At 62.9% G+C, this 20,244-nt stretch carries 17 protein-coding genes; 9 read left to right on the forward strand and 8 right to left on the reverse strand.

All coding sequences use genetic code 11. The features are described from left to right. Positions 1-192: 192 nt before the first annotated feature. Positions 193-1,494: a protein kinase gene (locus H0Z09_RS22140; protein WP_186693488.1), complete on the forward strand. Its 1,302-nt coding sequence runs from the start codon at positions 193-195 to the stop codon at positions 1,492-1,494. A 206-nt stretch (positions 1,495-1,700) separates the two neighbouring features. Here the strand turns inward: H0Z09_RS22140 and H0Z09_RS22145 are convergent, their stop codons facing one another. Both H0Z09_RS22145 and H0Z09_RS22150 read right to left on the reverse strand, forming a co-directional pair. Then, a complete protein-coding gene (locus H0Z09_RS22145) occupies positions 1,701-2,408 on the reverse strand; it encodes a YebC/PmpR family DNA-binding transcriptional regulator (RefSeq protein ID WP_058423896.1) in 708 nt (235 codons plus the stop codon). 100 nt (positions 2,409-2,508) lie between these two features. Then, a complete protein-coding gene (locus H0Z09_RS22150; RefSeq protein WP_186693490.1) occupies positions 2,509-3,366 on the reverse strand; it encodes a LysR substrate-binding domain-containing protein in 858 nt (285 codons plus the stop codon). A gap of 108 nt (positions 3,367-3,474) precedes the next feature. Here H0Z09_RS22150 and H0Z09_RS22155 point away from each other — a divergent pair, with 108 nt between their 5' ends. The 3 genes from H0Z09_RS22155 to H0Z09_RS22165 all read left to right on the forward strand — a co-directional run bounded on the left by H0Z09_RS22155 (position 3,475) and on the right by H0Z09_RS22165 (position 6,090). Further along, on the forward strand, positions 3,475-4,596 hold the full coding sequence (locus tag H0Z09_RS22155) for a 2-aminoethylphosphonate--pyruvate transaminase (protein ID WP_186693492.1): 1,122 nt from the start codon (positions 3,475-3,477) through the stop codon (positions 4,594-4,596). Beyond that, a complete protein-coding gene (gene phnX, locus H0Z09_RS22160) occupies positions 4,593-5,420 on the forward strand; it encodes a phosphonoacetaldehyde hydrolase (RefSeq protein WP_186693495.1) in 828 nt (275 codons plus the stop codon). The genes H0Z09_RS22155 and phnX overlap by 4 nt, the downstream gene beginning before the upstream one ends. Positions 5,421-5,532: 112 nt before the next feature. Next, positions 5,533-6,090 (forward strand): cytochrome b, encoded by a 558-nt coding sequence (locus H0Z09_RS22165; protein WP_076950880.1) that lies wholly within the window; start codon positions 5,533-5,535, stop codon positions 6,088-6,090. Here H0Z09_RS22165 and H0Z09_RS22170 read toward each other — a convergent pair. After that, the gene (locus H0Z09_RS22170) at positions 6,080-6,964 is read right to left on the reverse strand and encodes a pyridoxal-phosphate dependent enzyme (protein WP_186693497.1); all 885 of its coding nucleotides are present in this window, start codon (positions 6,962-6,964) and stop codon (positions 6,080-6,082) included. The two genes, H0Z09_RS22165 and H0Z09_RS22170, sit on opposite strands and share 11 nt — an antisense overlap. 467 nt (positions 6,965-7,431) lie before the next feature. Then, on the reverse strand, positions 7,432-9,471 hold the full coding sequence (locus tag H0Z09_RS22175) for an NADPH-dependent 2,4-dienoyl-CoA reductase (RefSeq protein WP_186693499.1): 2,040 nt from the start codon (positions 9,469-9,471) through the stop codon (positions 7,432-7,434). A gap of 211 nt (positions 9,472-9,682) precedes the next feature. Between H0Z09_RS22175 and H0Z09_RS22180 the strand changes: the two genes are divergently transcribed. From H0Z09_RS22180 to H0Z09_RS22190, 3 genes are all read left to right on the forward strand, one after another. Next, positions 9,683-10,813, forward strand: a complete 1,131-nt coding sequence (locus tag H0Z09_RS22180) for a carbon-nitrogen hydrolase family protein (RefSeq protein WP_186693501.1) — start codon at positions 9,683-9,685, stop codon at positions 10,811-10,813. Further along, positions 10,810-11,844, forward strand: a complete 1,035-nt coding sequence (locus H0Z09_RS22185) for an AraC family transcriptional regulator ligand-binding domain-containing protein (RefSeq protein ID WP_186693503.1) — start codon at positions 10,810-10,812, stop codon at positions 11,842-11,844. Before H0Z09_RS22180 ends, H0Z09_RS22185 begins: the two co-directional genes overlap by 4 nt. A 332-nt stretch (positions 11,845-12,176) precedes the next feature. After that, entirely contained in the window at positions 12,177-13,160 is a 984-nt protein-coding gene (locus H0Z09_RS22190; RefSeq protein ID WP_186693505.1) for a pyruvate dehydrogenase, read from the forward strand. Between the two features lie 174 nt (positions 13,161-13,334). On the opposite strand, the gene H0Z09_RS22195 is transcribed toward H0Z09_RS22190, so the two are convergent. Next, entirely contained in the window at positions 13,335-13,805 is a 471-nt protein-coding gene (locus H0Z09_RS22195) for a MarR family transcriptional regulator (RefSeq protein WP_186693507.1), read from the reverse strand. A 143-nt stretch (positions 13,806-13,948) separates the two neighbouring features. Between H0Z09_RS22195 and aceE the strand changes: the two genes are divergently transcribed. Next, positions 13,949-16,609, forward strand: a complete 2,661-nt coding sequence (aceE, locus tag H0Z09_RS22200; RefSeq protein WP_186693509.1) for a pyruvate dehydrogenase (acetyl-transferring), homodimeric type — start codon at positions 13,949-13,951, stop codon at positions 16,607-16,609. 1 nt (position 16,610) lies between these two features. Here aceE and H0Z09_RS22205 read toward each other — a convergent pair whose 3' ends face one another. Further along, positions 16,611-17,393, reverse strand: coding sequence for a DUF2242 domain-containing protein (locus tag H0Z09_RS22205; RefSeq protein ID WP_186693512.1), 783 nt, complete (start codon positions 17,391-17,393; stop codon positions 16,611-16,613). 89 nt (positions 17,394-17,482) lie between these two features. Further along, positions 17,483-18,382 carry a LysR family transcriptional regulator gene (locus H0Z09_RS22210; protein WP_186693612.1) on the reverse strand — a complete coding sequence of 300 codons (900 nt, stop codon included), beginning with the start codon at positions 18,380-18,382 and terminating at the stop codon, positions 17,483-17,485. Positions 18,383-18,498: 116 nt separating this feature from the next. Between H0Z09_RS22210 and H0Z09_RS22215 the strand changes: the two genes are divergently transcribed. Then, entirely contained in the window at positions 18,499-19,704 is a 1,206-nt protein-coding gene (locus tag H0Z09_RS22215) for an MFS transporter (protein WP_186693514.1), read from the forward strand. On the opposite strand, the gene H0Z09_RS22220 is transcribed toward H0Z09_RS22215, so the two are convergent. Next, positions 19,651-20,175: a GNAT family N-acetyltransferase gene (locus H0Z09_RS22220; protein WP_346656805.1), complete on the reverse strand. Its 525-nt coding sequence runs from the start codon at positions 20,173-20,175 to the stop codon at positions 19,651-19,653. The genes H0Z09_RS22215 and H0Z09_RS22220 overlap by 54 nt on opposite strands. Positions 20,176-20,244: the final 69 nt, after the last annotated feature.

Consider the following 20,244-nt stretch of genomic DNA (forward strand, 5'->3'; position numbering starts at 1 on the left):
CTACATGGACTTTGATAGGGATTATCAAGCGAAAACTTCAAGCTAATAACGCTTTGTTCAATTCATGGACAGCAGCAACTCAATTAATATAGCTGCCTTTTTCGAACACGAAAAAAAACCATCCGACCGTTGGCATCGCTGATTTTGCTGCATCATCAGCCCTTTTTTACCTTTCGAGTGAACTCAAAGCGCATGGATACCCTCGCCCAACTCAAGGCCGGCCAATTGGCCGGTATCACGCGCCTGGATCTGTCCTGCGGGCTGACCGAATTCCCCCGGGAAATCTTCGACCTGGCGGGCTCCCTGGAAATCCTCAACCTCAGCGGTAATGCCCTGCATAGCCTGCCAGACGACCTGCACCGCCTGCCGCACTTGCGCGTGCTGTTCTGCTCGGACAACCGTTTTACCGAACTGCCCGCCTGCCTCGGCCAGTGCGCCCAACTGAGCATGGTCGGCTTCAAGGCCAACCAGATCAGCCACGTGCCCGCCGCCGCGCTGCCACCGCGGTTACGCTGGCTGATCCTGACCGATAACCGCATCAGCGAGCTTCCTTGCGAACTGGGCGAACGGCCATTGCTGCAAAAGCTGATGCTGGCCGGTAACCAGTTGGCGCAACTGCCGCAAAGCCTGGCCAACTGCCACAACCTCGAATTGCTGCGCATTGCCTCCAACCGCTTCACGCGCTTGCCAGACTGGCTGCTGGCGTTGCCGAGCCTGACCTGGCTGGCCTATGCCGGTAATCCAGTGGAAACGGCGGTGCCGATGACGGACGATGAGGCCACTGTGGAGATTCCCTGGGCCGAGCTGGAACTCGCCGAAATATTGGGCGAAGGCGCGTCCGGCGTTATCCGCAAAGCGCTGTGGAAACCGGCAGGCAAACCCGTCGCTGTCAAACTCTATAAAGGCACCATCACCAGCGATGGCTCACCGCTGCACGAAATGCAAGCCTGCATCGCCGCCGGGCTGCACCCCAACCTGATCAGGATCGAAGGCCGTGTGGTCGGCCACCCCGATGGCCAGGCCGCCCTGGTGATGGACCTGATCGACCCGAGCTACCGCAACCTCGCCGCCCTGCCGAGCCTGGCTTCGTGCACCCGCGACATCTACCCGCCGCACGCCCGCTTCAGCCTTGCCGTGGCGTTGCGCATGGCGCGGGGCATAGCATCGGTGGCCGCACATCTACACCGCCACGGCATCACCCATGGCGACCTGTATGGGCACAATATCCTGTGGAATGAAGCGGGCGATTGTCTGCTGGGGGATTTTGGCGCCGCGTCGTTTCATGCCACGGCGGATACTTTGGAAACCAGGGCACTGCAGCGTATTGAAGTGCGCGCGTTCGGGGTGCTGCTGGGGGAGTTGCTGGAGCGGATGGAGGAGACGGCGGGTGACGCACTGGTGGCATTGCAGAAAAGCTGCTGTCAGCCCGATGTGCTGGCGCGGCCGGGGTTTGAGGAGATCGAAGCCTTGCTCATTTCTATCCAACACCCTTAACCCATGTGAGCTTAGGCATCTAAACATCTTTTGAGAGCCCGAAAGCAACTTGTAGTGAGCGGGCTTGCCCCGCGCTGGGCTGCGAAGCAGCCCCAAACCAGGCGACCTGGTTCTACCTGGAACTCGGCGGTGTCTTTATTGGGGCCGCTTCGCAGCCCAGCGCGGGGCAAGCCCGCTCACTACAGGTTGAGTTCACTCAGCCCTATTCAGCCAGCCAGGCCGACAAACATGTCCTGCACGTCATCATGGTTGTCCAGGCCTTCCAGGAAGGCTTCAACTTCCGCCATCTGCTCATCGCTCAGACCGCTCACCGGGTTTTTCGAGAGGTAACCCAGCTTGGCCGACAGCACGGTGAAACCCTGCTCCGGCAGTGCTTTCTGTACGGCATCGAGATCGGTGGTCTCGGTGATGAACAGGGTGGTGCCCTCTTCCTCGCCCGCTTCGAAATCCTGCGCACCGGCTTCGATCGCGGCCATTTCCGGATCGGCGTCCGGGCTGTCCGGCGAGGCTTCGATCAGCCCGACGTGGTTGAAGTCCCAGGCCACGGAGCCGGAAGCGCCCAACTGCCCCTTGCGGAACGCCACGCGGATTTCCGCCACGGTGCGGTTGATGTTGTCGGTCACGCATTCGACGATCAGCGGCACCTGGTGCGGGGCGAAGCCTTCGTAGGTCACGCGGTGGTATTGCACGGTTTCACCGAGCAGACCGGCGCCCTTCTTGATCGCGCGGTCCAGGGTTTCCTTGGGCATCGAGGCCTTTTTGGCCTGCTCCACCACCAGACGCAGGTGGGCGTTGGTCGCGGTGTCGGCACCGTTGCGGGCGGCGATGGTGATTTCTTTCACCAGCTTGCCGAAGATCTTGCCCTTGGCGTTGGCCGCCGCTTCTTTATGTTTGACTTTCCACTGTGCGCCCATGACTCACTCTCTTTTCGTCCATCGCGCCCAAACGTCTACTGGCCGGCGCTTTGGGGGCAGAGTTTATAGCGCGAGCACACATCGTTCCACCAAAAAACCGTCAGGGCGCCAACTCGAAAAACGCCTGGATCAGGCGCAACGAGCGACGCCGCTCCATGCAGCCGAGCATGTGCCGGTTGACCAGCCCGTCGCCTTGCAAGGGAATCGCCCGCACTCGAGGGTCGGGGCTTACCTCCATCGACGACACCACGCCAACCCCCAATTCGGCGGCAACGGCCTCGGTCACCGCCTCGCGGCTGTCCAGCTCGAGCAGCACCCTGGGTAGCACGCCGGTGGCCAGGCAAGCGTTATCCAAGGTGCGCCGGGTGATGGAACCGGGCTCACGCAGCACCATGATCACTTCATGCAACTGCTCCAGGCGGATGCCCTCGGATTGCTTCGCCCACGGGTGGCCGGCCGGCACCAGCGCGCAGATCCGCGACTCGCTCAACGGCTCAAGATGCAGGCCGTTGCGCGGTTCCACTTCGGTGAGCACCGCCACATCGGCGTGTTCGGACAGCAGCGCCGCCAAGGTGTCCTGAGCATTGCCCAAGCGCAAGTTGACGGTAATCCCGGGGTAGCGCGCCCGCAGGCTGGCGATCATGGGCATCACCAAGTGCGGGCCATCCGCCGCCACTTCCAGGCGCCCGGTGAGCAACTGCCGGTTCGCCTCCAGCATCGCCTGCGCCTCATCCACCAGGCCGAAAATCGCCCGCGTGATCGCCGCCAGGCGTGCGCCCTCCTCGGTCACCTCCACCCGGCGCGCAGTACGCCGCAGCAGTGGGATCTGGTAGTGCTCCTCCAGGGCCTTGATATGCCCGGTGACCGCCGGCTGGCTGATAAACAGCCGCGCCGCGGCGCGGGTAAAGCTGCCCTCACGGGCGACAGCATCGAATGCACGCAACTGGAACAGGTTCATCGTTATCGGCCTCGCTGATAGCTCGCATAACAACAAACAATTTGATTGATGACAAGCCAAACTGCAATTTAGGCGCCGTAGATTCAACCGATGCTTCGAGGATTTGTAATGACGACGCCCATCCTGCTCACGCCCGGCCCCTTGACCACGTCCGCCCGCACCCGCCAGGCGATGCTGCTGGACTGGGGTTCCTGGGATGAGCGCTTCAACCAGCTCACCGCCAGCGTCTGCGAGCAATTGCTGGCGATCATCGACGGCGCGCACAGCCACCACTGCGTGCCGTTGCAAGGCAGCGGCACCTTCGCCGTCGAAGCCGCCATCGGCACTCTGGTACCGCGCGACGGCAAGGTACTGGTGCTGGTCAACGGCGCCTACGGCAAGCGCCTGGCGAAGATCTGCGAAGTGCTCGGCCGCGACTTCAGCACCTTTGAAACCGCCGAAGACGCGCCCACCACCGCCGCCGATGTGGAGTGTCTGCTGCGCGCCGACCAGGCCATCACCCACGTCGCGTTAATCCACTGCGAAACCAGCACCGGCATTCTCAACCCGCTGGCGCAGATCGCTCGGGTGGTGAAACAGCACGGCAAGCGCCTGATCGTCGACGCCATGAGTTCCTTCGGCGCGCTGCCGATCGATGCGCGTGAAGTGCCGTTCGACGCCCTGATCGCCGCCTCCGGCAAATGCCTGGAAGGCGTGCCGGGCATGGGCTTCGTCTTCGCCGATAAACAAGCGCTGGCCGCTGCCGAAGGCAATTGCCATTCCCTGGCGCTGGACCTGTTCGACCAGCACGCCTATATGGCCAGGACCGGCCAATGGCGTTTCACCCCGCCGACCCACGTGGTCGCGGCCCTGCATGAAGCGCTGTTGCAGTACGCCGAGGAAGGCGGCCTGCACGCACGTCATCAACGCTATGCGCGCAACTGCCAGGCGCTGCTGCAGGGCATGGCCGACCTTGGCCTGCGCAGCTTCCTGCCGGCGGCGATCCAGGCACCGATCATCGTCACCTTTCACGCTCCGCAAGATTCGCGCTACCGGTTCAAGGACTTCTACGAACGGGTCAAGGCCCGGGGTTTCATCTTGTATCCCGGTAAATTGACCCAGGTGGACACCTTCCGCGTGGGCTGCATCGGCCATGTCGATCAAGCGCAGATGCACGCCGCCGTCACCGCCATCGCCGATGCGCTGCACGCGATGCACATCCCTCTTACCTCCATCGGAACGCCCGCATGACCTACCACACTCCCAACACCCTCCAGGCCGTTATCCTCGACTGGGCCGGCACCGTGGTCGACTTCGGCTCGTTCGCGCCCACGCAGATTTTTGTCGAAGCCTTCGCCGAGTTCGGCGTGCACGTGTCCATCCAGGAAGCCCGTGGCCCGATGGGCATGGGCAAGTGGGACCACATCCGCACCCTGTGCGATCAGCCGCAGGTCGCCGAACGCTACCGCAAGGTCTTCGGTCGCACGCCGACCGATGACGATGTGACCGCCCTTTACCAGCGCTTCATGCCGCTGCAGATCGAGAAGATCGCCGAGCATTCGGCGCTCATCCCCGGCGCTCTCGACACCATCGCCCGGCTGCGCGGGCAAGGCCTCAAGATCGGTTCCTGCTCCGGTTATCCCAAGCAGGTGATGGACAAAGTCGTCGCCCTGGCCGCCACCAACGGCTACGTCGCCGACCACGTGGTCGCCACCGACGAAGTGCCCAACGGCCGCCCGTGGCCGGCCCAGGCCTTGGCGAATGTCATCGCGCTGGGCATTGATGATGTGGCCGCCTGCGTGAAAGTCGACGATACGGTGCCGGGCATCCTCGAAGGCCGCCGCGCCGGAATGTGGACCGTGGCCCTGACCTGTTCCGGCAATGCGCTGGGCCTGACCTACGCGCAGTTCCAAGCCCTGGACAGCGCCACATTGGCCAGCGAGCGCAAGCGCATCGAGGCACTGTTCGAAGGCTCGCGCCCGCATTACCTGATCGACACCCTCAGCGACCTGCCGGCGGTCATCGATGACATCAACGCGCGCCTGGCCCGTGGTGAGATGCCGCAAAGCCACTGATGGAGGTCAAGAAAACCGCAGGCACGGCGGGTAAACCGCACAAAACAGGCATACATTAAACGCACTTCGTCACTAAAGAACGGAGGTGACCTGATGAGTGAGGAACCCAGCGATGCCGTGGAAAAATTCCGATACGCGCTACAGCAGCCTGTCGATCGCGTTGCACTGGTTGATGGTGGTGCTGCTGGCGGTGGTCTACGCCTGCATTGAATTGCGCGGCCAGTTTCCAAAAGGCAGCGGCGCGCGAACGTTGATCGTCGAGATGCACTTCATGTTCGGCCTCACCGTGTTTGTACTGGTGTGGCTGCGTTTGTTCGCGCGCAGCCTTGGCATGGCGCCCAGGATCGTGCCGGCGCCGCCGCGATGGCAGAGCCTGTTGGCGACGCTGGTGCATGTCGCACTGTATGCGTTGATGATCGGCATGCCGATCGCCGGTTGGCTGATCGTCAGTGCCGAAGGGCATTCGGTGATGTTCTATGGGATGGAGCTGCCGCCGTTGATCGCGCAGGACAAGGCATTGGCCAAGGCGATCGAAGGTTGGCATGTGCTGTTCGGCCAGATCGGTTACTGGCTGATCGGGCTGCATGCGTTGGCGGGCATTGCCCATCATTACGTCCTGCGGGACAACACCGTGTTGCGCATGATGCCAGGCAAGCGCGTCAGCCCGTGAACCCTCGGCGGCCCTGCAGGCCGCCGGTGTGCACGAATATCAGGCGAGTACCGGGCATGAAGCGCCCGGCCTCGACCTGCGCCTTCAAGGCCAATAACGCCTTGCCGGTGTAGAGCGGCTCCAATGGCAGGCCGCAGGCTTGGTGCGTGGCATCGATAAAGTCGAGCAACTGCGAATCGACCTTGGCAAAGCCACCTCGGCTCGCGTCCAGCAATTCATAACCGCCTTGCACGATGGCCTCGACGTTGCGCGCCACACCGTGGTCATCCGGCACCGCCATGGCGCCATATACCCGATGCGCGCCCGCCTCAGCCAGTACCAGGCCGGCCAGCGTGGTGCCGGTGCCAGCGGCCAGCCACCAGGCGTCATAGCCGGCCCAGCCCAGGGCGGGCAACTGCCTGCGCGCCTGCTCCACCAGCACTGCGCAACCCAACGCACCCGCCCGGCCACCGCCGCCTTCGGGCACCGGGTGCAACTGGGGATATTGCTCACGCCACGGCAACCAGAAATCGGGCGCGTGACGCGCACGATAGCCGCCATAGCCCAGCCAATGCAGCTGCATGCCAAAGGCTTTCAGGTCGAGGACCGTGGGCGTGTCTTGGGGATGGCCGCGCAGCAGGCCGACGGTGCTAAAGCCAAAACGTTTTCCCGCCGCCGCCAACGCGTGCAGGTGGTTGGAGTAGGCGCCGCCCAAGCTGATGATGCCGCAGGCGTCCTGCGCCTGAGCCAAGTGCCCGGTGAGCTTGAACCACTTGTTGCCGCTGATCAGTGGGTCGATAAGGTCCAGGCGCAGCACGGCCAGCTCGACCCCGTTCAGCCAATCGAGCTGCACAGGTTCAAGAGGTGCGTGGGGCAGCCAGTCGAAAGGGCCCATCGGCAATTATCTGAAGGAAAGGGGGCGGCAGTCTAACACCGCCCCGATTGCCGTCTTACAACTCCATAGGTATCTACACGACTTTCAGAGGCCGACAAATCTCCATGTGAGCTGTCGAGCCCCGGCGAGGCTGCGAAGGCGGCGGCATTGCTGGCATCTTCATTGCCTGACACACCGCTTTCGCAGCCTCGCTAAAGCTCGACAGCTCCCACAAGGGATCGGCTGTGTACGCTGGATTTGCGGTCTAGCGACTGGCCCAATTTGAGCCGCACCGCACCTCAACTGTGGGAGCTGTCGAGCCCCGGGGAGGCTGCGAAGGTGGCGGCATTGCTGGCATTTTCATCGCCTGACCCACCGCTTTCGCAGCCTCGCTAATGCTCGGCAGCTCCCACATTTGATCGATTTACAGCTGATAGGACTCAAGCAGCTATGAGGCCGCCACCCGATCAAGCTTCCTCGCCCCATGCTTACAACTCGGCAGCCAGGCGCGAGCCTTGGTTGATGGCGCGCTTGGCGTCCAGTTCGGCCGCCACATCGGCGCCGCCGATCAGGTGCACGTTCTGGCCGGCCGCAACCAGGCCGTCCTGCAATTCGCGCAGCGGGTCCTGGCCGGCGCAGATGACGATGTTGTCCACCGCCAGCACCTGGGGCTCACCCTCGGCACCGATGCGGATGTGCAGGCCTTCATCGTCGATCTTCAGGTATTCGACGCTGTTGAGCATCTGTACCTGCTTGTTCTTCAAGCCGGTACGGTGGATCCAGCCGGTGGTCTTGCCCAGGCCGTCGCCGACCTTGGAGGTTTTGCGTTGCAGCAGGAACACTTCACGCGCCGGCGCATGACGCTCGGGCTTGATCCCGGCCACACCGCCACGGGCTTCAAGCTGGGTGTCGATGCCCCATTCTTTCCAGAACGCTTCGCGATCCAGGCTGGTGGACACGCCTTGGTGCACAAGGAATTCCGACACGTCGAACCCGATGCCGCCGGCACCGATCACCGCCACGCGCTTGCCGACCGACTTACGCTCCAGGATCACGTCCAGGTAGCTCAGCACCTTGGCATTATCGACGCCTGGAATAGCCGGGGTACGCGGCGCGATGCCGGTGGCCAGGATGATCTCGTCATAACCGCCCGCGGCCAACTGCGCGACATCCACTCGGGTGTTGAGGCACACCTCCACATGGGTCGTCTGCAATTTGCGCTTGAAGTAGCGCAGGGTTTCAAAAAACTCCTCTTTGCCCGGCACGCGCTTGGCGATATTGAATTGGCCGCCGATCTCGCTGGCCGAATCGAACAAGGTCACCTGATGGCCGCGTTCGGCTGCAACCGTGGCCGCCGCCAGACCGGCAGGGCCGGCACCGACCACGGCGATCTTCTTGACCTGCTTGACGGGCAAGTAGTTGAGCTCGGTTTCGTAACAGGCGCGCGGGTTGACCAGGCAGGTGGTCAGCTTACCGCCAAAGGTATGGTCCAGGCAGGCCTGGTTGCAGCCGATGCACGTGTTGATTTCATCGGCACGGCCTGCGGCGGCCTTGTTGACGAACTCAGGATCGGCGAGGAACGGACGCGCCATGGACACCATGTCGGCGTCGCCTTCGGCGAGGATCTGCTCGGCGATTTCCGGGGTGTTGATGCGGTTGGTGGTGATCAGCGGAATCGTGACTGAACCGCGCAGCTTGGCGGTGACTTTGCTGAACGCACCACGGGGCACCTTGGTGGCGATGGTCGGGATACGCGCCTCGTGCCAGCCAATCCCGGTGTTGATGATCGTCGCACCCGCCTGCTCGATGGCCTTGGCCAACTGCACGATCTCTTCCCAGGTACTGCCGCCTTCCACCAGGTCGAGCATCGACAGGCGGAAGATAATAATGAAGTTCGGGCCCACGGCTTCCCGCACACGGCGCACGATGTCCACCGCCAAGCGCATGCGGTTATCAAAGCTGCCACCCCAACGGTCGGTACGGTGGTTGGTGTGGGCGGCCAGGAACTGGTTAATGAAATAGCCCTCGGAGCCCATGATCTCCACACCGTCGTACTCGGCGACCTGGGCCAGCAACGAACAGGTGACAAAATCCTGGATCTGCTTCTCGATGCCGTCTTCGTCCAGCTCCTTGGGCTTGAACGGGTTGATCGGCGCCTGGATCGCGCTCGGCGCAACCTGCCTGGGGCTATAGGCATAACGGCCGGCGTGGAGGATCTGCATGCAGATCTTGCCGCCCGCCGCGTGCACGGCCGTTGTCACGATCCTGTGCTTTTGCGCCTCTTCCTCGGTGGTCAGCTTGGCCGCGCCGGCATACACCGCGCCTTCGTCATTCGGGCCAATGCCGCCGGTGACCATCAGGCCCACGCCACCCCGGGCGCGTTCGGCAAAGTAGGCCGCCATGCGCTCGAAACCGCCGGGCTTCTCTTCCAGGCCGGTGTGCATCGAGCCCATCAGGGTGCGGTTGCGCAAGGTGGTAAAACCCAGGTCCAACGGGGCCAGCAGGTGCGGATAGGCAACAGCGGTCATGGTCAAGCTCCACAACGGATCATCACGGGCGTGACGGGCTCTTGCGGCCCGCCATCGGTTTATGTCCCACAGACTAAGAGTCGGCGGACTACCGCTCAATCACCGAAACTGACAAGTTATTGATCCAAATGCACAGCGCCCCTTGGCAAGCCGTACCTTGGGCCCTACCCTAGTCGGCGAACCCTGCACACGGTCTGTTGTCAGTTGCCCCATGCGTAAACTTCTAGCGTTCACCGTCACCATGGCCCTGGTTGCCGCCGTCGCCGCGTATCTGGCCTGGACCCAGGAGCGCCCCGTGGCGCACTACCTGTCCGACCTGCGTATCACCCTCGCCGTCAATGAAGGCCTGCCGGCCGACCGTGGCAACCTGGTGGGCATCCAGCCGGAGCTGTTCCCGGCGGACTACCAGAGCCTGGAACGCCTGCACCTGAAGCTCTCGGCCTACCTGCAAAAAGCCCGGGACCTGGGGCTGATCAACCACAAGACAGTCGTGGTATTGCCCGAACATATCGGCACCTGGCTGATGCTCACGGGTGAAAAGAACGAGGTGTACCAGGCGCTTCACGTCAAAGACGCGATGAATTGGCTGTCGGTGAGCAACCCGTTGCCGTTCGCCCGCGCCTGGATCAGCGCCACCGGCGACAGCCGTACCGACGACGCCTACCTGCGCATGAAAGCCTCTGGCATGGCGCGCGACTACCAGCTGTTGTTTGGCGGCCTGGCCAAGGAATTCGGGGTCACGCTGGTGGCCGGCTCCATCGCCCTGCCCAACCCAAGCGTCAGCCAGGGGCAACTGCAGGTCGGCCATGGCGCGTTGTACAACGCCAGCGTTGTGTTCAACGCGGACGGTTTGCCCGTGGGCCAGCCGCAGCGCCAGTTGTACCCGATCTACGATGAACGGGGGTTTATCGAACCGGGTGATGAAAACGTCGTCAGCGTGGTCGACACCCCGGCCGGCCGATTGGGCGTACTGGTCGGCAGCGACAGTTGGTACCCGGACAACTACCGCAAGCTCAACGAACAAGGCGCGCAACTGATCGCAGTGCCGGCCTTTGTACTGGGCCGTGATACCTGGGACCGCCCTTGGCGCGGTTTCAAAAGTGTTTCCACTCCGACCGAAATCAGCCTCAAGCCCGAAGAACTCAGTGAAGGCGAAGCCTGGCGTCGCCTCACGCTGATCAGCCAGCCACCGGTCAGCCAGGCAAGCGCCGGCATGAGTGTGTTCCTGCGTGGGCAGTTCTGGGACCTGGGCACTGCAGGCCATAGCTTCGTCAGCAGCCAAGGACAAGTCAGCGCCGATGGCGAGGCCCGTGGCGCGCGTTTGTTGAATCTCTGGCTGTGAAGCCCGTCCGGCTGGGAGATCTGTCGGTGGGCTTCGTGCACACCTTGGCCGATGCCATCCACAGCCACGGCCTTGACCCGCAGCCGCTGCTACTGCAATACGGCCTGGACCCGGCCCGCCTGGCCGAGGCCGGTGCACGCTTGTCGATCCCGCGTTACATGCGCCTGGGCCATGCGGCTATCCAACTCACCGGCGACCCGGGTCTGGGCCTGCGCATGGGCCAGCTCGGCCGCCTGAGCCAGGCGGGGCTGGCGGGCGTCACCGCCGCCCAGGCGCCCAACGTGCGCGAGGCGGCGCGGGCCCTGACCCGCTTCGAAGCGCTGTACGGTTCCAATTATCGCGGGCAGTCGAGCTTTGTCGAAGATGCCAACGGCGCCTGGCTGCGCTTCTATTCCATCAGCCCCTACAACGCCTATAACCGTTTTGTGGTGGACTCGATCATCGCCGGCTGGCTGCACCAATTGTCCAGCCTGGCCCAGCAACCGGTGCTGGCGCAACGGGTCGACATCGAGTTCGAGGCGCCGCCTTACAGTGAGCAGTACAACGTGCTCGCTGACGGCCCGATCCACTTCGGTGCCGAGGCCAACCAACTGCGTCTCGACCAGCAGACCCTGGCGTTGCGCAACCCCGCGCACTGCCCCAGCACCTGGAACCTGTTGTTACAACTTTGCGAGAGAGAGTTGGAGCAATTGACCCGCACCCGCAGCCTGCGCGAGCGCATTACCCGTTTGCTCGGGCCGATGCTCAATGGCGGCCGGGAACCCGACCTGGAAGAAGTGGCGGCACGCTTGAAGCTGCCAACCTGGACGCTACGCCGCAAACTGGCCGAAGAAGGCACTCAGTTCCGCGCGATTCTCAACGATACCCGCCGCGACCTGGCCATGACCTACATTCGCGATACGGAACTGGCGTTCGGCGAGATCGCCTACTTGCTCGGTTTTGCCTCGGCCCAAGCGTTTCAAAGGGCATTCAGGCGGTGGAACAACCAGACCCCAGGGGAATTTCGCCGCAGTCAGCGGCATTCCGCCTGAGGTCGGTCTTACAGCTCGGTTGCATCATCTGCGGGTTCCAGCGGGTCCCACTCAATCGCGCGGTACTCGAGCAGTTCTTCCTGGTAGTCGTCCATCGTCAAACTCCTTATTGAATTAAAAGCGGCTGCAGATAAATGACCTGCATGGCCAGCCTAAAGTGCCGTTGTGACGAAAAAATGTAGGCGTCATGACGTTCCTGCACTCAATAATGGAACGTAGTAACGAAGTGGCGATTTAGCCTTTCAGTTCGCGAGGTGCGATTGCAATGATTGCAATTGCAATAACCTGTCGATTTACCTTAAGGTACAGGCACCCTTTGCCAGGTGCCTGCCATGACCGCGCAATCCGCACAACATTGCATCAATACACTGACCGGGACCGCCCCTGATACTCGCTCGCCGCTGGACACCGTGATCAGCATGGCCAACACGCTCGAATCCAGCCATAACGCCTGGGTTATCCGTGGCCAGTCAAGCTCGCGGCGCGTAGGCGGTTGGCCAATCTGGTTCGCGCGCAACACCGCCGAAAAACCGCTGCTGTACCTGCACCGCGCGGCGTCGTCGGCACAGTTGTGCGCGCTGGCCCAGGAGACGGCGCAGCGCGGCATCCTGTGCAATGACATCCAGAACAATCCTTCGCAACCTTCCCTGCCGCTGTGGCTGACGAGCAACCCGCGCTGCACGCCGTACGACCCGGCCTCCGGCGAGGAGGCCCGCGCCATTGTGCTGGAGGGGCTGCGCACGCTGTATGTCGAAGGCAAGCCTGGCTTCTATTACCTGGCGCTGCATGATCAGCACAGCGTGGCGCCCTTGGCTGGACAGGACCGTGAGGCCGCGCTCAAGGGCATGTATCCGATCCAGCGCGATACTGCCGGGGATGTGCGGCTGCTCGGCGCAGGCCGGGCGCTTGAGGAAACGGTACACGCCGCGTACCTGCTGAAGCAGGACTGGAACGTTGCGGCGCACGTGTGGAGTTGCCCCAGCTATACGCGGCTGGCCCGAGAGGCGGCGGTGGCGCAGCGCTGGAATCGCCTGCATCCCTTGGCGCCCAAACGCAGCTGCCATTTGCGTGATTGCCTGGTGGATAGCGCAGCACCCGTCATTGCTGTCACGGGTTACCCCCAAGCAATCGTGGATCAGTTGTCGGCCTATGTAGACGCGCCGTTCGTGGCGTTGGGCGCGGGGTCGGTGCAGGCGACGGCGCCGAGTCGGTATTGGGTTGTGGTAGCGGCGCTCAAGGCGTTGGCGGATGAGGGGCGGGTTGATGCGCGGCAAGTGGAGGTGGCGATGGATCGCTACGCATTGAAATGCAATTAAGGGTGGGAGCTTGCTACCGAGGCGGCCTTACAGCCGACAGATATAGAGCTGGTGAAACGCAGGGCAAATGTGGGAGCGGGCTTGCTCGCGAATGCGGTGGTTCAGTCAAAGATGTATTCATCTGACACACCGCATTCGCGAGCAAGCCCGCTCCCACAATTAAATCGCAAGCGGTCAGGACTTGCGTCGCCCGCGCGTCTGGACGCCCGCCTCCATCGCCAACCCGGCGGTGCGCTCCAGGGCATCGGCAAACCCCTGGCGTTGCTCCGGTTCGATCTGCGACAGGAACAACTCATCTACGGTGCTTTCGTAGATCGTCCACATTTTTTTACGCAGCAATCGTCCGGCATCGGTGATTGAGGCAAACGCCGCGCGGCCGTCGCCGTCAGAGCGAGAACGCACCACAAGGCCGTCCTTTTCGAGGCGGTCGACCAGGCGTGTGAGGTTGTAGCGCTCGATGGCCAGCACATCCGCCAGCTCATGCATGCGACGGGTGCCGTCGGGGCCGCTTTCCAGGCCCCAGAGCGCGTCGTACCAGGCATACGGCGGCAAGCCCGCCTCGGCCAGGCGGCGTTCGATTTCACGGATGACCGTCCTGTGGGCCCTGACAAACCGGAACCATACATCAGGCTCTTTCGACGACATGCAACACCATCCGGGCGATTTCAAGAAGGTTGCAATAGTAGCTCATCCCGCGCTAGATTCGGCTATGTAGTTGCAATTGCAATTAGTTTGACGGCATTCTCACAAAGCGTCGTCACTTGAATCCGCCCACCCAGGAGCCCCACATGACCCCGAACAACGCAGTCGGACGCGACGACGATCCGCAGGAAACCCGCGAGTGGCTGGAGTCCATCGAATCGGTGCTGTCCACCGAAGGCCGCCCGCGCGCCCACTACCTGATCGATCAACTGCTGGATTTCGATGTGGCGCGCCATGGCGACTTCTACGGGCGCGTCACCACGCCCTACGTCAACAGCATCCCGGTGGACCGTCAGTTGCCCTACCCCGGCGACCTGGCGATCGAACGCCGAACCAACGCGTACATCCGCTGGAACGCCATGGCGATGGTGTTGCGTGCAGGCAAGCACTCCGGGGTGGGTGGCCACATCGCCACTTATGCGTCAGCCGCGGTGCTGTATGACGTAGGCTTCGACCATTTTTTCCGTGGGCGTACCGAGGCCTTTGACGGCGACCTGGTGTACATACAAGGCCACTCATCCCCCGGCATCTACGGCCGCGCCTACCTGGAAGGCCGCATCAGCGAAGCACAACTCGACAACTTCCGGCGCGAGGCCGGCGGTGAAGGCATCTCGTCCTACCCGCACCCACGCCTGATGCCGGACTTCTGGCAATTCCCTACCGTGTCCATGGGGCTCGGGCCGATCACCGCCGCTTACCAGGCCCGCTTCATGCGCTACCTGGAACTGCGCGCGCTCAAGCCACATCAGGGCCGCAAGGTCTGGGCCTTCCTGGGTGATGGCGAAATGGACCAACCCGAGTCCCTGGCCGCGATCTCACTGGCCGGGCGCGAGAAACTCGACAACCTGATCTTCGTGGTCAATTGCAACCTGCAACGTCTGGACGGTCCCGTGCGTGGCAACGCCAAGGTGATCCAGGAGTTCGAAAGCCTGTACCGTGCCGCCGGCTGGAACGTGATCAAGGTGATCTGGGGCGGCGGCTGGGACGCACTGCTGGAAAAGGACTCAACCGGCCTGCTGCGCCAACGCATGATGGAATGCGTGGACGGCGATTATCAAAACTACAAATCACAGAATGGCGCCTATGTGCGCGAGCATTTCTTCGGCAAATACCCGGAGCTCCTGGCGTTGGTTGCAGACATGTCCGACGACGATATCTGGAAACTCTCACGAGGCGGGCATGACCCCGACAAGGTCTACAACGCCTACGCCGCTGCCGTGCGCCACCGTGGTCAACCCACGGTGATCCTGGCGAAAACCGTGAAGGGTTTTGGCATGGGTGAAGCCGGCGAAGGCCAGAACATCAATCACCAGTTGAAGAAGATGGGCGCCGATGCGGTGAGAGCGTTCCGCGACCGCTTCGGCCTGGAAGTGGCCGACGATCAGCTCGCCGACATACCCTACCTCAAGCCTGCCGCCGACAGCGCAGAAGCGCGCTACTTCGCTGCCCGCCGCCAAGCCCTCGGCGGCTACGTACCGGCGCGCCACAGTGCGGTGCAGCCGCTGCAAATCCCGGAACTCTCTGCGTTCGCGACTCAACTCAAGGACACCGCCGAGCGCGCGATCTCAACCACCATGGCGTTCGTGCGCATCCTCGGCACCCTGCTCAAGGACCCACACCTGGGCAAGCTGATCGTGCCCATCGTGCCGGACGAATCGCGCACCTTCGGCATGGAAAGCCTGTTCCGCCAGATTGGTATCCATTCCGCCGTCGGCCAGCTCTATACCCCACAGGACGCAGGGCAACTGAGCTACTACAAGGAAAGCAAGGACGGACAGATCATGCAGGAAGGCCTGAATGAATCCGGCGCCATTTCCTCATGGATCGCGGCAAGCACGTCCTACAGCAACCACGGCCTGATGACCGTGCCGTTCTATATCTTTTATTCGATGTTCGGCTTCCAGCGGGTCGGCGACCTCGCCTGGGCGGCGGGTGACGCACGAGCGCGCGGATTCCTGCTGGGCGCCACGGCCGGTCGCACCACATTGATGGGCGAAGGCTTGCAGCATGACGACGGCCACAGCCATATCCTGTCGTCGGTGATTCCGTGCTGCGTGTCCTACGACCCGACGTTTGCCTACGAGCTGGCGGTAATCATTCGCGAGGGCATGCGGCGCATGTATGTCGAACAAGAGGACATTTACTACTACATCACCCTGCTGAACGAAAACTACCCGCACCCGGCGATGCCCGAAGGCGTGGACGAGGGGATTCTCAAGGGCATGTATCGACTGAGCACGAGCAAGCACGCGCAAGTCCAACTGATGGGCAGTGGCGCGATCCTGCGGGAAGTGATGGCTGCCGCTGAACTGCTGGAGAAGGACTTCGGCCTGCACAGCGACATATGGAGCGCCACCAGCCTCACTGAGTTGCGCCGTGACGGTCATGAGGCCGAGCGATGGAACCTGCTGCACCCGCAGGACGAGCCACGGACCAGCTATGTGGAGCAACGCCTGGCGGGCCAACCGGGGCCGCTGGTGGTGGCGACGGACTACATGAAGCTCTTCGCCGACCAGATCCGCCCATTCGTGACAGGCCGTCGCTTCGTGGCGCTGGGCACCGACGGCTTCGGGCAATCGGATACCCGGGAAACCCTACGCGCGTTCTTTGAAGTGGACCGGCACTTCATCGCACTGGCGGCCTTGAAGGCACTGGCCGATGACGGTGTGATCGGACGCGACAAGGTCAGCGAGGCGATCAGCCGCTACGGGATCAACGTCGACAAGGCGAACCCCGTAGCGGTCTGAGTTACTGCGCAGGCGTCGGCAGGGGCGGAATCGCTTCTGTCGGCGGCGCCAATTCCGGGTTTGTGGCTGGCGGAGCGGGCTCTGCTTGCGGAGCAATCGGCGCAGCTTCGGCAGGTGGCGTGACCGGTTGTGCAGCGTCGGGTACCGCCGGCTCTTCCTTCGGCGGCTCGATCTTCTCGGCAGCCGGGGCAGCCTTGGGTTCCGGAACGCCCAGGTCAGCCTTGGGCTTCTCAGGGATATTTTCGGCCTTCTTCACCTCTTGCGGCAGGAACACATCCACCAACGCGAAGTAACGATCGTAGAATTTCGGCGCCGAAACGGTCTCGCTGGCCACCTTCACCATCGAGTCGTCGGTGGAACCGATCGGCATCGATACCGAACCCAGTACCCCGACACCCAGGCTCGCGGAGTTGTTGACCTTCTTCAGCGCATAACGGTCCTGCAAGGCGTTGGCAAACATCGTCGAATGGTTGGTGCCTTTGCCATCATCGGCACACACGACGTTGAAGCTGATTTGCAGGTGGGACTCACCGGTCTGCTGGAAGCTCTTGTTACCCACGACCAGCTTTGGATCGCTGCTGGTGATGATGTAGCCCTGGCTCAGCAAGGCACGCCGCGCGGCCTCGCACGCCGCGACGTCAGTCACCGGGTAATCGCGCGAAAACGTGCCGGAGTCGTCGAAATTCTCGTGTTCATAAATAGCGGTCTTGGGTGACGAGCAGCCCGCGGCGCCCGCCAACACCAGCGCCAGCCCGAGGCTACGCAAGTGAAATGATGTCGACATTGAAAATCCTGAGGAAAACGGTCCGGGCGGTATTGTGCAACAGAACGAGGCCTTGGCGCGCGCATTCCTGTCGGTAAAACGTCACAGCCTCAGGCGACAGGGCCTGCAGGAAAAAGCCCTGCGCACATGTGATCAATAAACACGCGCAGTTTGGCCGAGGCATGGCGACTTGACGGCCACAACATCCAGAAACTGCCCCGGTGTTCCATGTAGTCATCCAGCACCCTCTGCAGGCGCCCTTCGTGCACGGCCTGGTTGACCATATAGTCCGGCAGGCAGGCGATGCCCAGCCCTTCGTGCACCACATGATTGAGGGACTCGATAGTGGTGCTGACCAGCGGAGTACGCAACGTAGGCTCCGCGGCGCCGGGTACCCGCCGTAGCGGCCATGGCTCCAGTTTGCCGGTGGCGCAGAACTTGTGCCGCAGGCAAGCGTGATCGCTCAATTGCTGAGGTTGCTGCGGGGTACCGTACTGCTGGAAGTAGCCGGGTGTTCCCACCAGCACCAATTGGTAGTGCCCCAGATGGCGGGCCATCAAGCGCGAATCTTCCGGCTTGCCCGTGCGAATCACCGCGTCGAAGCCTTCCTCGATGACATCCACCATTCGGTCGGAAAAATCCACGTCCAACTCAACAGCCGGATAGACGCGCATAAACTCGCTGAGCACCGGCATCAACAAGCCACGCACCTGCGGCACGCTGATACGCAACTTGCCACAGGGCATAGCGCTGGCCTCGGTCAGCTCCAGCTCCGCGGCCTCGACTTCGGCCAGAATCCGGCGGGAGCGCTCAAGCAACAGCGCGCCCTCGCTGGTCAGCGTGATGCTGCGGGTGCTGCGATGAAACAAGCGCACGCCCAGGCGCTGTTCCATCCGCGCGATGCTTTTGCCCACGGCCGAAGACGATACGCCCAGCACGCGACCGGCGGCGGTGAAACTGCGGGTGTCCGCCACCTGCACGAACACCGAAAGGCTGCCCAGACTGTCCATGATCATGCCCTGCTGATTACGGACGCCTGTGTCCGTTATGTTCGGCACCTTAGCCTCTTTTTCCGCCGGCCACAGCCCCCTACCCTGCCTGCTTGACCTTTGTATGGAAGAGCGCGATGACCTCCCTCACCGATACCTCACTCAAAGCGCGGCCTGAAACACTGCCACTGGGTGGCTTGCTGGCCCTGGCCAGTGCCGGCTTTATCACTATCCTCACCGAAGCCATGCCCGCCGGGCTCCTGCCGCAGATGAGCGACGGCCTGGGTGTGTCGCCCGCGTTGGTCGGCCAGTTGGTCACGCTTTACGCCCTCGGGTCACTGCTGGCAGCCATCCCGCTGACGCTGCTCACCCGAAGCTGGCGCCGTCGCCCCCTGTTACTGGTCGCCATCGGCGGCTTTGCGCTGGTCAACAGCGTGACCGCGCTTTCCAGCCATTATGGGCTGACCCTGGTGGCGCGCTTCTTCGCCGGCGTATTCGCCGGGCTGCTCTGGGCACTGCTGGCCGGTTATGCCAGCCGGATGGTTGCGCCACACTTGCAAGGGCGGGCGATTGCGGTGGCCATGCTGGGCGCGCCGTTGGCACTGTCATTGGGTGTGCCTGCAGGCACCTTCCTGGGTGCGGCGGTTGGCTGGCGCCTGAGTTTCGCGATCATGACCGGGCTGACGCTGGTGCTGCTGATCTGGGCGCGCTGGCAGCTTGCGGACTTCCCGGGTGAACCCGCCGGAAAACGCCTCGGGTTGCGGCAAGTGCTGCGCTTGCCGGGCATTCGTCCGGTGCTGTGGGTGACCTTCACCTACGTGCTGGCCCACAACATTCTCTACACCTATATCGCACCGCTGCTGGTGCCGGCGGGCATTGCTGTCGATGTCGACCAGGTCCTGCTGGTGTTCGGCCTCGCCGCCCTGTTGAGCATCTGGCTGGCCGGCGTGCTGATTGATCGCTGGTTGCGCGCACTGCTGCTGATCAGTTGCGCGCTGTTTGGCCTGGTCGCCTTGGCGCTGGCGTTCTGGACCAGCCTGCCGGTGGTCATCTACCTGGCGGTGGCTGTGTGGGGGCTGGCCTTCGGCGGGCTGCCTGCGCTGCTGCAAACGGCGCTGGCCAAATCGGCGGGCGTGTCGGCGGACGCTGCGCAATCAATGCTGGTGACGGTCTGGAATCTGGGCATAGCGGGCGGCGGCCTGGCGGGTGGTGTGTTGCTGCAGGGTTGGGGCGTCAGCGCGTTTGCCTGGGCGGTCGCGCTGCTGATGCTACTGGCGCTGGCCGGCGCGTTACAGATTGCGCCCCAGCAACTGGCACGGCCAGCCTTCCAGGTCGAAGGTTGAAAGGCGCTCATACCCACAGGACTCGTAAAAACGCACCAGATCCCCCGTGCCGCCGGCGTAGCAGTCCACGCGCAGGCGCGTCACCCCGGCGGCGCGGGCGCGCTCATCGGCGAAGGCCAACAGCCGCCGACCAAGGCCGCGTGCACGCGCCTCTCGCGCAGCGATCAGCAATCGCACATAGACTTCCGGCCCGGTCGCTGCCGGCACGTAAGGCATAGGCTCGCCCAGCACGAGTGCCGCCAGGATCCGACCTTCCGGTGCCTCGACTACCCATGCATCCGGCATCGCGCAGGCATCCGTCACCTGCGCGACCCGCCGAGGCAAAGCCGACCAGGGCTGCGTGCCCCATTGAGCGTTATTGCCCATGCCGACGAACCAAGCGATCACCCCGTCAAACACCTGCAACACCGCAGGGGCATCCGCCACGGTGGCGCGACGGATCACCCAACCCTCCATGCCTGGATCGAACACGCGTGAGACTCCTTTATCGGCGACAGTGAATGCCCAGTCTAGCGCAACAAAAAAGCCCCCGGGCTTTTC

It is taken from the genome of Pseudomonas sp. SWRI18 (genome assembly GCF_014268345.1).
Taxonomy (GTDB): Bacteria; Pseudomonadota; Gammaproteobacteria; order Pseudomonadales; family Pseudomonadaceae; genus Aquipseudomonas; species Aquipseudomonas cedrina.